5 protein-coding genes are annotated in these 14,710 nt (G+C 37.7%); all 5 read left to right on the top strand.

From position 1 onward, the window contains the following. The first annotated feature begins 4 nt into the window (after positions 1 to 4). Entirely contained in the window at positions 5 to 4,066 is a 4,062-nt protein-coding gene (locus H8796_RS13710) for a two-component regulator propeller domain-containing protein (RefSeq protein WP_117931965.1), read from the top strand. 511 nt (positions 4,067 to 4,577) lie between these two features. Beyond that, entirely contained in the window at positions 4,578 to 6,848 is a 2,271-nt protein-coding gene (locus H8796_RS13705) for a glycoside hydrolase family 95-like protein (protein ID WP_117931963.1), read from the top strand. Positions 6,849 to 7,089: 241 nt separating this feature from the next. Further along, on the top strand, positions 7,090 to 9,309 hold the full coding sequence (hepC, locus tag H8796_RS13700) for a heparin-sulfate lyase HepC (RefSeq protein WP_032846261.1): 2,220 nt from the start codon (positions 7,090 to 7,092) through the stop codon (positions 9,307 to 9,309). A gap of 18 nt (positions 9,310 to 9,327) precedes the next feature. Then, complete coding sequence (locus tag H8796_RS13695) at positions 9,328 to 11,526, top strand: surface glycan-binding family protein (RefSeq protein ID WP_117931962.1); 2,199 nt, start codon at positions 9,328 to 9,330, stop codon at positions 11,524 to 11,526. 26 nt (positions 11,527 to 11,552) lie between these two features. Beyond that, a complete protein-coding gene (locus H8796_RS13690) occupies positions 11,553 to 14,708 on the top strand; it encodes a TonB-dependent receptor (RefSeq protein ID WP_117931960.1) in 3,156 nt (1,051 codons plus the stop codon). Positions 14,709 to 14,710 lie beyond the last annotated feature (2 nt).

Below are 14,710 nucleotides of genomic sequence, written 5' to 3'. Positions count from 1 at the left end.
AATAATGAGCAGCCTTAACAAAATAGCAATCTGTCTACTTTTTCTATGCGCAGGGGTTAATTATGCTTTTTCTGATATTCCGGAGCAAATCAACTTCTCCTATATCTCTATTAATGAAGGATTGTCACAAAGTACTGTATTCTCTATCGATCAGGACCAACGAGGCAATATGTGGTTCGCAACTTATGACGGAGTTAACAAGTACGATGGGTATTCATTTACAGTTTATCAGCACAATGAAGATGATCCGAACAGCATCGCTAATGACATTTCGCGAATCGTAAAGACTGACAGTCAGGGACGGGTTTGGATCGGCACGCGGGATGGTTTGTCATATTATGATGAGGAGAAGGATAAGTTCAGAAATTTCTTCTACGAAAAGAAGGGGAAGAAGCTGCAAATCAACGGTATTGCGGAGATCTCACCGGAACAACTGCTCATAAGTACACAGGAAGGTCTGACTATGTTCGATATTAAAGAATCACGATTCGTTGATGATTCTTTTAGTACGGCTATGCATAAGATAGTGGCTTCTGCTCTTTACAGGCAGGACGATATTATCTATATCGGCACCCCGGTTGACGGGCTTTACAGCTACTCCATTCCTCAAAAGAAACTGGAAAGAATTACTCCGATAACGGGCACTAAACAGATTCAAGCCATTTTGCAACAATCTCCTACCCGCATCTGGATAGCTACCGAAGGAGCCGGTCTACTTCTATTTAACCCGAAAACACAAGAAGTCAAGGCTTATCATCATTCTTCTTCCAATCCTAAAAGTATCAGTTCCAATTATATCCGTTCTCTGGCATTGGATTCGCAAAATCGCCTATGGATAGGAACATTCAATGATCTAAACATTTATCATGAAGGAAACGATTCTTTCGTTTCTTACAGCAGCAGTCCGGTAGAAAGCGGCAGTCTGTCACAGCGTTCGGTCCGCAGTATCTTTATGGATTCGCAGGGCGGAATGTGGCTTGGAACATATTTCGGAGGACTAAACTATTATCATCCGATCCGCAACAGATTCAAGAATATCCAACGTATTCCATATAAGAATTCTTTAAGTGACAACGTAGTCAGTTGCATTACCGAAGATAAGAATAAGAACTTATGGATAGGAACAAATGATGGTGGATTGAATCTATATAATCCAAAGACACAACAGTTTACACACTATATCCTGCAGGAAGACGAACGGGAAATCGGTATTGGTTCCAACAATATCAAAGCCGTATATGTAGACGAACAAAAATCACTTGTATATATAGGAACACATGCCGGTGGTCTGACTGTTCTCCACCGCAACAGTGGACAAATGGAAAGTTTCAATCAGCTGAATAGCCAGTTGGTCAATGAAAATGTGTATGCCATTCTTCCTGACAAGGAAGGTAGTATCTTATTAGGAACTTTAAGTGCACTGGTTAGTTTTAATCCGGAGAAACGGAGCTTCACCACCATAGATAAAGAAAAAGACGGTACGCCATTTACTTCACAACGAATCACAATCCTGTTCAGAGATTCTCGTAAACGTCTTTGGATTGGTGGTGAAGAAGGTATATCAGTCTTTCAGCAGGAAGGGATCGAAATAGAAAAAGCCCCTATCCTTCCGGAATCATCTGTAACAAAGATGTTTACCAATTGCATTTATGAAGCTGCCAATGGCATCATTTGGGTAGGTACACGTGAAGGTTTCTACTGTTTTAATGAAAAAGAGAAGAAAATCAAACGATATACAACTGCTAACGGTTTACCCAATAATGTGGTTTACGGTATTCTGGAAGATACTTTCGGACGTCTCTGGGTAAGTACCAACCGTGGTATCTCCTGTTTCAATCCGGAGACAGAGAAGTTCCGCAATTTTACAGAATCCGACGGGTTGCAAAGTAATCAGTTTAATACATCTTCATTCTGCCGCACCTCTAACGGGCAAATGTACTTCGGAGGTATCAACGGGATCACAACTTTCCGCCCGGAACTCCTACTGGACAACCCTTACACTCCTCCGGTAGTTATCACTAAACTTCAACTGTTTAACAAAACAGTCCGTCCGGATGATGAAACCGGTATCTTGACTAAGAATATCAATGAAACAAAAAGTATCACGCTAAAATCATGGCAAACGGCTTTTACACTTGAATTTGTGGTATCCAACTATATTTCAGGTCAACACAATACTTTCGCTTATAAATTGGAAGGATATGATAAAGAGTGGTATTATCTGACAGACAAACGTGCTGTCTCCTATTCCAACTTGCCGCAAGGCACTTATCATTTTCTGGTAAAAGCTGCTAATAGTGACGGGAAATGGAACACTGTACCTACGATGTTAGAAATCATTGTTCTCCCTATATGGTACAAGACCTGGTGGGCAATCGTGCTTTTCCTCGCTATTTTTATCGGCTTTATCACTTTCGTCTTCCGCTTCTTCTGGATGCGTAAAAGCATGGAGGCAGAGTTGGAGATTGAACGCAGGGATAAGGAACATCAAGAAGAAATCAACCAGATGAAGATGCGTTTCTTCATCAATATTTCCCATGAGCTTCGCACGCCGTTGACTCTTATCTTAGCTCCTCTACAAGAAATAATCAATAAGATCAGTGACCGCTGGACTCGTAATCAGTTGGAATATATCCAACGCAACGCTAATCGCCTGCTGCATCTTGTCAATCAATTGATGGATTATCGCCGTGCCGAATTGGGAGTTTTCGAGCTGAAAGTAAAGAAAGAGAATGCGCATCAACTAATACAAGATAACTTCTTGTTCTATGATAAACTGGCACGCCACAAAAAGATTACTTATACTCTCCATTCCGAATTGGAAGATAAAGAGGAACTTTTTGATCCTAATTATCTGGAACTGATTGTTAATAACCTGCTTTCAAATGCTTTTAAATATACGGAAAGCGGTCAAAGCATCACTGTGACATTGAAAGAGGAAAATAATTGGCTGGTACTGCAAGTTAGTGACACTGGTATTGGCATTCCTATCAACAAACAGGGAAAAATATTCGAACGTTTTTATCAGATAGAGAGTGAGCATGTAGGAAGTGGTATCGGTCTTTCACTGGTACAACGTTTGGTAGAATTGCACCATGGTCGTATCGAACTGGATAGTGAAGAGGGTAAAGGCAGTACTTTCTCTGTCTATCTGCCACAAGACATAAATACCTATAAATCCTCCGAGTTGGCTTCTAATGACACTCTGAATGAGGAAGGTCAGGTATATTCCACCAACTCGAAAGAAATGTATTTCATTGATACGGAAAAGGTCGAGAACGAAACGATCGAAGCCGGCGACAAGAAGCGTGGCACTATTCTTATTGTAGAAGACAATAATGAAATCCGCCATTATCTTAGCAGCGGACTTGCAGAACTCTTCAATACGCTGGAAGCCGGGAATGGTGAAGAAGCCTTGGAAAAACTGAAAGACAATGAAGTTGACATCATTGTAACTGATGTCATGATGCCTGTGATGGATGGTATCAAACTGTGTAAGAATGTGAAGCAAAATATCCGTACCTGTCATATTCCCGTGATTATCCTGTCTGCTAAAAGCGAAGTCAAAGACCAGATGGAAGGTCTGCAAATGGGTGCGGATGATTACATCCCGAAACCATTCTCACTTGCTATCCTGACTACGAAGATACAGAATATGATGCGTACCCGTAGACGTATGCTTGAACGGTATTCCAAATCTCTGGAAGTGGAACCGGAAAAGATTACGTTTAACGCCATGGATGAAGCTTTACTGAAACGTGCCGTAGCTATTGTAGAAAAAAACATGGATAATATTGAATTCTCTACTGACGAATTTGCCAGAGAAATGAATATGAGTCGTTCTAACCTGCATCTTAAATTGAAAGCTATCACAGGCGAATCGACTATCGATTTTATACGAAAGATCCGTTTCAACGAAGCAGCAAAGTTACTCAAGGATGGCCGCTATACAATAGCAGAAGTCAGTACAATGGTAGGATTCAATACACCGTCTTATTTTGCTACGAGTTTCAAGAAGTATTTCGGATGTTTACCCACGGAGTATATTAAGAAAATAAAAGGATAAATCATTGAATTCCGAATATGAATCTGCTGGCTTGAGATTTATGTTCATTTCGGTTCGGAAAAGAACATAAAATGCTATTACTGATAATAATACATTACTATGCAGCTTTCAATTTATCCTCTTATTAGCATTATTTATCTTATTACCAAGCGAGCTTTCGTTTGACAGTTGTTGAACGAAAGCTTGACTTTAGTTAAACTATCGTTCGACTTAAGTCAAACGAAAACTCATTAGGCAATGAAATAAATATCAATAGGGAAGCTATTACTTAAAAGTAGCCAATAAGATCATTATTGTATCTAAAAGGAGTAATATTCTAGATAATGAATACTGAAAGCTAATTCCCGAAAATCTTCAACCTTTAAAGAAGAAATACATTCTTTACCCCATACAAACAAAAACATTAGACAAAAATGAAAGACTATTCAACAATACCAATAGTCGTAAAATTGTCATACTCCATATATTTGCAGAGAGATCATCATTAATTAAAAAACAAAAAAAGTATACTATGAATTCTTTAAACAAATTGTACTCCTACCTACTTTTATCATTGACCAGCATTCTTTTTGTGAATGCCCACCCGACAATTATAAAACAAGATATTGACTGGCCCCAATTTATGAGTCAACAAGATATGATATGGGAAAAGTTGCCTGAATATTGGTATGATTCAGCCTTTTTAGGTAATGGGAAACTAGGATTAATGATCTATAAAGAACCCGGAGAAAACTACATACGCTTAGAAACAGGAAACTGTGATGTACACGATCACCGCACTAAAAGAGATGTATTCGGAATCCCTAGACTACTTACCGGACATTTTGCCCTACATCCTAAGGGCAAAATAATCAATGGAACGATGCATCTTGACCTTTGGAATGCTGAAGTTTCAACAGATATTACGACAACTAAAGGAGTCATCCACTTGCGAAGTTTTGTCCATGCGGATGAAATGATGATAATAGTAAAAGCAACAACAGAAGGAAACGAACATGACTTCCAATGGGAATGGATAGCAGCTGAAGCTAATAGTCCTCGTTATTTGATTTTCAAAAGACAAGGAAAAGCCAATAAAATACCAAAAGATTACGAACTCAATCCGACAGCAAAAATCAGTAATGAGAAAGAAGTCAATCTATCTGTCCAGAAATTATTGGCAGGAGGAGAAACGAGCATTGGATGGCAAGAAACACATAATCCCGAAACAGAACGCACCTTATGGATAAACCTAACACATACATATCCTCAAAACAATTCGAGTGAAATATGCAAAGCTGAAATCCGAAAAGCTATACGTAAAGGTTATCAATCCATGCAAAAAACACATCGTAAATGGTGGAATACTTTTTATCCTAGTAGTTTCATAACACTGCCGGAAGCACAAAAAGAAAACTTCTACTGGATACAGATGTATAAATTAGCCTCTGCAACACGTGGTGATCGTGCTCTAATAGATAACACAGGCCCGTGGCTAACCGAAACCCCATGGCCGAATGTCTGGTGGAATCTCAATGTTCAACTTACCTATTGGGCACTGAATACTTCCGACCATCTAGATCTGGCAGCTTCTTTAGAAAATGCCCTCTACAATCATATAGATCAGTTACGCCTCAACATTTCCAAAGCTTACCGCCATAACTCATTAGGAATAGGGGTTGCTTCCAATTTGGAATGTATGACTACAGAAGTAGGAATTCCAGGAAAAGGCAAAGCTCAAGTAGGACTACTTCCATGGGCCTGTCACAACCTATGGCTTATCTACCGACATAAAATGGATGATGATATTCTACGAAATAAATTATTTCCTTTATTAAAAGAATCAATCAACTACTATTTGCATTTCCTGAAAGAAGGAGACGATGGAAAACTTCATCTCCCAGCAACTTACTCCCCCGAATATGACACCGTGGAAGATTGCAATTTCGACCTCGCTCTGCTACGTTGGGGATGCCAAACACTACTAGAATCAGCCCATCGTCTGAATATCCAAGATTCATTGATTGAGACATGGAAAAATGTGCTTCTTAAACTGACTCCTTACCCCACAGACGAGAATGGATTACTTATCGGAAAAGATATGCCGTATGCTTTCTCACACAGACATTATTCACATTTACTTGCTATTTATCCTCTATACTTAATTAATAAAGAACAACCGAATGATATTGAAATGATTGAGAAATCATTGTCTTTTTGGCAAAGCAAGCCCACAGCTCTCCTAGGTTACTCATGCACAGGAGCATCTTCCATTTCCTCTGCTATCGGAAAGGGAGACGATGCACTAGCCTATCTAAATAAATTATTTGGTAAATTTCTTAGTTCGACGACTATGTATAAAGAAAGTGGGCCAGTTATTGAGACACCTTTATCTGCCGCCCAAAGCATTCACGATATGATATTACAGAGTTGGGGGGGAAAGATTCGCATTTTCCCAGCTATTCCCGCTACATGGAAAGACATTGCTTATTCAGGTCTGCGCACGGAAGGGGCATTTAAAGTATCTGCCAGTAGAAAGCAAGGAAAGACACAATTTATCCATATTAAAAGTCTGGCAGGAGAGCCTTGCATTGTAACGACTGATATAGTTAACCCTATTTTTGAAGGAAAAAGAAACTTCACTATACAATCATTCCCAAACAACACCTTCCAAATTGATTTAAAGAAAGGAGAAGAGGTCTTCATTTCCCCCCAAGGAGAAAAGCCAGATTTTATCATTTCTCCGATTCCTCATACTTCTAAAAATCATTATGGATTAAAAATCATTCACCAGAGGAGGTAAAAATGTACAAAACCAACCTTGTAAATACTGGTAGATTAGATTACATTATGATACATAAAAAGCCTGCTATCAGATCCGTAACAGGCTTTTTAGACAGAAGTAATATATGATTCAACAAATTTAATATCAAAAAAATCATTTTTGAACAAAGTGTGAACAAGCTAGACTGTAGTCTATAATTTAATAAGCTAATTTTGCAAACAGTAAAATATAACTTTTAATAATTAAAACCTAATAAAGTATGAAGAACATCTTCTTTATTTGTATGTTCGCAACCGTTGCTTTTACCGGATGCGTAGATGATGATGATGACTTATTAACAGGTGAAGTTAGTCCAGGAGTAGAAATACTTCCTGAAAACAAACCTAATGAAGTTGTAGACTCAAAGTTATTTGAGATCATTAACCTCGATTACCCAGGATTAGAGAAAGTGAAAAAATTCTATGAAAATGGAGAATACTATTATGCAGCTAACGAATTACTAGAGTATTATAGAACAAGAGTAGACGTAAACAACCCTAATGTCAACTTGATTAACCCAACAATTTCCGAGAAAGATCAACGCATTGCCGATCAAGCACTTGAACATCGTTTCTATGTAAAAGGATTCGCCGAAAGTGTAGATGAAGTAACTAAACTAGAAACATATTATTCTTTCTATGATGCATCTGCAAAGAAAATAGATTGGAATGCCAACGAAGATAAACAGAAAAAAGAGCAAGAATTCAGATACCAACTTCATCGCCATCAATGGATGCTTCCCCAAGCAAAAGCATACCGTATTAGTAAAGATGAAAAATATATCCAATCATGGATTGAAGCATACGGCAGTTGGATCGAAACATTCCCATATACTCCCGGAACCATATTCCCACCAGCTGGCGGTTCCGAAAATGATGTAGACTATCAATGGAAAGGCCTACAAGTAGCAGAAAGAGTTCTTTCCCAAGTAGACATTATGCCCTATTTTATTCATTCCACAAATTTCACTCCGGAATGGCTTTCTACTTTCTTGGTTGCATTTGAAAAAGAGGTAGAGTGTATTCGATTGAATTATTATCAAAGTGGCAATATCTTAATTTCTCAATATCAAGCCGTAGCCACTGCTGGCATGCTAATGCCGGAATTTAAGAATGCATCAACATGGGCTACAGAAGGAACACAAGGATTAAACGAATCATTAGACACACAATTTAATGATGATGGAGTGGAATATGAGTTAGATTTTAGCTATCATACTGCTGCCATTAGTGACTTCCGAGAAATATATCTTATAGCTCAAGCTAACAACAAAACTAATTTATTGTCTCCCAGCTACATCAGCAAACTAAAGAAAGCAACAGAATTTGTTATGGATATGATTTACCCTAATTATACCATAGACAATTTCAATGATACCCGTTCAGCTTCATATTCTAAAAGCACTTTGTTGAATAGGCTAAAGGAATATTCTGCTATGTATCCTGACAATAATGAGCTATTATGGGTAGCAACAGAAGGAAAGAACGGAAGTAAACCTTCATACACAACTAAAGCTTATAGCACCTCTGGTTATTATATGTTACGCAGCGGTTGGGATAAAGATGCAACCATGATGATTCTAAAGAACAACTACAATCCTACCAATCAATGGCACTGCCAACCTGACAATGGAACCTTCGGTTTATACCGCAAAGATCGTAACTTCTTCCCTGATGCAGGTGTATTTACCTACAATACTGGAGCTGCTCGTACTAAATACGCTTCAACTGTTAATCATAATACAATGACTATTATGAGTAAAACCATTGGAGTTGCTAAGCCAACCGGCCAAGGTGGCGTAATGGAAGGAAAAATGATCAAATTAGAAACTAAAAATAATGTAGACATTTTAGTTACGGAAAACCAACAATCAGATGACATCACCCACCGTAGAACTGTATTCTTTGTTAATCAGAAATTCTTTGTGATTGTAGACGAAGGTTATGGCGCATCTACGCTTGGTACTAAGACAAATATAAATTTCCATCTGCTTAGTGATAAAGATACTCCTTCTGTATTTGACAAAAATCTGCAAACATCTGTAAACAATAATAAGTATTATCAGGCATATACTAATTTTGCTAGTAATAATATTTTTGCTGGCACATTTACAGAAACGAGTCAAGATCTAACAGCCAAAGCATTATCTACAACAGATGTGACCAATGTAGTATCTACAAACACAGACAAAGAAGATGGTCCTATACGTCTAGGCTACCAAATCACTCTTCGTCAGCCTAAAATTACGCCTATTGAAATCAGTGCAACCCGCTATATAACAATTCTCTGCCCATTTGAAAACGATACAGAACGGGAGGAGCTGAAAGTTGATGCCAAATTTACTGATAATGAAGATGGAACGGCTGGAACATTCCATTCAGAAGGGGTATCTATTCAAGTCACAGTCAAAGGTACAGTGTACGATCTTTCTTCAAAATAAATCTAATAATCATATAATATGAAATCTAAATTACTAAAAGACATTTCTCATTTTTTAGGTGTCTTGATGGCAGTTGTATTAGTCATGACCTATACATCTTGTTCAGATGAGGATACCACTGACACTACTGGTTTCGCACTTTATTATTTAGGCATGACCGATATAGGTCCATCTATGAGCGGGATCATTTCAGAGCCTTCTTACAAAGGGAGCGTTCCTTCCGATTTTACAATCACAAGCATCACATTAAACGGTGAACCTTATATGGGTAGTGATTTTATTATCAATAAAGAAACCGGTGCTATTGAAATCAATAGTGCAAAAGACACACCGGTAGGCTTATATAAAATTTCCATTTCATGTATGGCTGGTGGTTCGTATCATGAGTACAAGGATATTGTAGAAGTAAACATGATGAAACCTGTACCGGATGGCATCACTGTAGAACCTAATGAAATTCAAATAGAATACAGCATTGTTTCAGATGCAGAAAGCACGGAAGAATTACCTACAGCACAAGTTAAGACTGATGGTAATCATGTATCTATTACCAAATATGAAATAGCAAAAAGTGACATTTCTTCATTCTTCAATATCTCCCAAACAGGAGAAATTACAATTGTAAGAGGAAGCGATATTGCACCTGGAATACATACTCTTTCATTAAAACTCACTACCGGCGCATCGTCTGAAGATGAAGGAATCTTTGAGAATGCATTGACTATCAATGTCACATCTAAACCTTTAGGATTAACTTATGAACCTAACGAAGGATTGATAGAAGCTGAAACAGCGGAAGGACCCGAAACCACTTTCAAAAGTGAAGCTCCAATGCTAAAAGGCTCTTTGGAAAATATAGCCTATTCTATTGAAAGCATCGAACCATCAACGGATAAAATTAAAATTGATCCGACAACAGGTGTACTCTCTGTCGACAAACATCACGGCTTTGAAATAGGTCAGGAATATGTAATATCTGTAAAAGTAGCAAATAAATATACTACAGATGGAGTATCATTTAACAATGTATATACTCTTAAAGTAGTAAACAGAATTGTACCTGTAGCAAACTTTAGCTATCCTGTGAATGTAGAAATATATGAATCATCACCATTAAAAGTAACTCCTGATGAAGGACTTGAAGGAGATGGGATTACGTTCACATTAAAGGATGATCTAAATAAACAGTTGTCTATTGACAAAAATGGAGTAGTATCTGCAAAGAAAGGCCACACCATACCAAACGGAGACTATACCATTACAGTGACTGCCTCTAATACTAAAAATTCAAAAGAAGCGTCATTCAACTTAAAGGTTAAGAATAATCCGAATAAATTTAGCTTCATACGCTACGGAAATAACATTGGGGTAGATGCAATAAGCAATGCCAATCAATTTAGAATCACAGTAGATAAAGCAGCCAATGCTGCTACGATTCTAAGTAAATTCACAATAGAAGCTCCTACTACAGATATCACAGGAAAAAATGTACGATGGAGTATCAGAAACGGAAAGAACTGTGATAAGTTGGAAATAGATGAAAATGGTAAGATTTCATTTGCAAATGCTATATGGCCAGGATTAGATGCAACAGATCCAGTAGCCACAAATGGTTCAGGATTCTTCTTTGTTACAGCCACTGTTGGTGAAGACAAAGATTCTGAATTCTCACTGGAAGTACCTGTCTTTATACATTATGACTTGGTTATAGCTGGTGTTCATGTATTATATAATCCATTTGTATTCCAAGTTAATCCAAAAACAATTGGTAATAGTACTTATTCTGAAAAACCAATTATTAAAGGTATAGATGCGGAAGCTTTATCATTGTTCACTTTAGACTACAGACGTTCATTTAACTATACGGCAATTAGCGGTACATTTACCAATGGCGATCCTAAAACTTCTAACTTCCTGAACACTCTCTGGACTAAATTCGGAGAAGACTCTGGTAGAGGGGTTAACACAGGTTCCAGGAATGCTATTTCCTATTATGCCAATATAGAGAAAAATAAAAACACTTTAAGTTATGCTATAGGATATGTTGATCCTACTAACGGGCTTGCCCTCAAATTGAATCCTAATAAATGGGTTTTAGACGGAGAGTATCCTAATGGTATATTCACAGGTCAGATGACTTTCGATAAAACCGGAGCAGATCCTCAAAAAGGTAGTCAGGTGTTCCCGCTAATCATCTGGTTCGATCCTAACTTCTAAATACTAATACGTTAAAAATAGAAATTATGTATAACATAAACAATCTAATTAAATCAATAAGCATAAGAGGGTATTTCACCCTCTTAGCACTGATAGTCACAATCAGCGTATATGCTCAAGAATTAACTTTAAAAGGTGTTATTGTAGACGAAACAGACACACCTCTTATTGGAGCAACTATACAAGCTAAAGGCACCTCGACAGGAGCTATCACAGACTTTGATGGAAAATTTACTCTAAAAGCAAAAAAAGGAGCTACAATTTCTATCTCTTACATTGGTTATAAAACACAAGAACTAAAATTCAATGGTCAAGGATCCATTAATATAAAAATGGTTCCAGATAACCAGGCACTAGATGAGGTAGTAGTAGTTGGATATGGCGCGATGAAACGTAGCGATTTGACAGGTTCTGTTGCTTCTGTTGCTGCCAAAGATATTGAAGGATTTCAAACAAGTTCTGTAGCAGGTGCATTAGGTGGACAAATAGCCGGAGTGCAAATCACATCTACAGATGGTACTCCTGGTGCAGGGTTCAACATCAACATTCGTGGTGTAGGAAGTCTGACAGGTGATTCAAGCCCGCTCTACATTGTAGACGGTTTTCAGGTAGACGACATTGATTATTTATCAAATTCAGATATTGAATCTATTGAAGTACTTAAAGACGCTTCATCTTCTGCCATTTATGGTGCACGTGCAGCAAATGGTGTTGTGATGATTACAACAAAATCAGGAAAAAGCGGGAAACCACAAATTAGCTATAATGGTTCTGCAAGTTATCGTAAAATCTCTAAAACATTGGATGTATTATCTCCCTACGAATTTGTGAAATTACAGGGTGAAGTTAATAATGATCTCTTGAGCAGTTACATTTCTGACAAAGAATTTGATGATGCCGGAAAACCAATTAGATACCATTCATTAGAAGATTATGTAGGCGTAAAAGGAGTAGATTGGCAAGAAGAGACTTTCAACCCGACTTGGTCTCAAGATCATAATTTCTCTCTTAGAGGTGGTAGCAATGATACACAATATAATGCGGCTTTTTCTCGCTATGTAGAAAACGGTATCTTCAACAACAGCGGTTTTGACAAAACAACAGCTAAGTTTCGTATAGATCAAAAGATTAATAAAAATATATCGTTCAATGCAACTATTAACTATGCTTTAACTAATCGTAAAGGTGTAGGAACAACAGCTGATTCCGGACGCTTCAATATGTTAGCTCAGATACTTAGCGCACGTCCCACAGGTGGAAATAAGCTAACCGACGAAGAATTATTGCATTCGGCCATTGACCCGGAAATGCTAGAAACAGGCGAAAGCCTAGCACAGGTTAATCCTGTTATGCAAACTCAATCTGTAACTAACAATAAACGTGGCGAAATGTGGTCTGGAAATGCATCTGTAAGCTGGCAGATCATACAAGGACTTACTTTTAAGAGTGCCGGGACATATAATACAACCAATAGCCGCACTGACATTTTTTACAAAAATGGCTCTAAGGAAGCATATCGTAATGGTGAACAACCTTATGGACGTACAACCATGCAACGCGATGTACGCTGGACCAACTTTAATACTTTAACCTGGAAACAAAAGGTAAAGAAACATAATTATGATGTCATGCTAGGACACGAAGTATCCTACAAAAGTACAGAATATTTGTTGGGTGAAGCAATGGGATTCCCTTTCGATCAAATGGAAAATGACAACATGGGGCTAGGTGCAACTCCAAGTAAGGTTGAAAGTACTTACTACGATAAAACGTTATTATCATTTTATGCACGTGCTAACTATAACTACGACAACCGTTATCTATTTACAGCAACAGTACGTGCCGATGGTTCTACGGTATTCTCATCAAATAAGAAATGGGGATTCTTCCCTTCTTTCTCTGCAGCGTGGCGTGTATCAGAAGAAGCATTCATGAAAGATATTAAATGGATTTCAAATTTCAAAATTCGTTTAGGTTGGGGTACAGTAGGAAATGACAATATACCTAACTATCTATCTCTGGACCTATATGAAGCAAATAAATATGGTATAGGCAATAGTAGTGTTACTGTTTTAAATCCTAAACAACTTAGAAATAAGAATTTGAAATGGGAAGGATCAAACACTACTAACTTAGGTATTGACTTAGGTTTCTTTGACAACCGCCTAAATTTAACCGCTGAATTCTTTATCAAGAATACAAAAGACTTGCTATTGTCACAATCACTGGCACATATTACAGGATTTGACTCACAAATGCAAAACGTAGGAAAAATTCAAAATAAGGGTATTGAATTAAGTTTAAACAGCACCAATATTCAAACTCGGAATTTTACTTGGCAAACCAACTTTAATATATCATTCATCAGGAATACATTGAAGTCACTGGCGTCAGGAGTAAACTACATGCAAGCACGTTCTGGCTTTGATAGCAATTTCACTTCATATGATTATATGGCTATTGTCGGACAATCGCTTGGTCTGATTTACGGATATGAATTTGATGGTATTTATCAATATTCAGATTTTTATTCAGTTCCGGGTTCCAGCACTTTAATATTAAAGGAAGGCGTAACAAGCAATCCAAGTCTTGGAAACAGATTGTCTCCGGGAGCAGTTAAATATAAAGATCAAGATGGTGATGGAGTAATAACAACTAAAGACCGTACTGTTATCGGTAATGCTTTGCCTAAATGGTATGGTGGTATCACTAACACATTCAACTATAAAGGTATTGATTTTAGCTTTATGTTGCAATTCAATTACGGCAATGACATTTATAATGCAACCCGTTTGTATGCAACTCAAACCAATACACAACGTAGAAACCAATTAGCAGAAGTAGCAGACCGTTGGAGTCCGACAAACGCTTCAAACAAGGTACCTCGCTACAATGGATACGTAGTAAACGATGTGTATTCACGATTTGTAGAAGATGGTTCTTTCCTACGTTTGAAGAATATAACACTAGGATATACACTGCCTCATAAATGGACTCGTAGTTTCCATGTATCCAAACTTCGCGTATATGCTACCGGACAAAATCTCTTCTGCTTTAACAACTATAGCGGATATGATCCGGAAGTAAGTACAGCCAGCAAAAGTCCTATGACTCCCGGACTGGATTGGGGTGCTTATCCTAAGAGTAGAGTATTTACATTTGGTATTGATTTACAGTTCTAATA

The organism is Bacteroides sp. M10 (genome assembly GCF_014334015.1).
Lineage (GTDB): Bacteria > Bacteroidota > Bacteroidia > Bacteroidales > Bacteroidaceae > Bacteroides > Bacteroides intestinigallinarum.
The sequence above is the reverse complement of the archived record's forward strand: the minus strand, read 5'-3'. Positions and strand labels throughout refer to the sequence as shown.

Coding starts and splice junctions, on each gene's coding strand:
- H8796_RS13710 (WP_117931965.1), top strand. CDS start 5: ATGAGCAGCCTTAACAAAATAGCAATCTGTCTACTTTTTCTATGCGCA.
- H8796_RS13705 (WP_117931963.1), top strand. CDS start 4,578: ATGAATTCTTTAAACAAATTGTACTCCTACCTACTTTTATCATTGACC.
- hepC (WP_032846261.1), top strand. CDS start 7,090: ATGAAGAACATCTTCTTTATTTGTATGTTCGCAACCGTTGCTTTTACC.
- H8796_RS13695 (WP_117931962.1), top strand. CDS start 9,328: ATGAAATCTAAATTACTAAAAGACATTTCTCATTTTTTAGGTGTCTTG.
- H8796_RS13690 (WP_117931960.1), top strand. CDS start 11,553: ATGTATAACATAAACAATCTAATTAAATCAATAAGCATAAGAGGGTAT.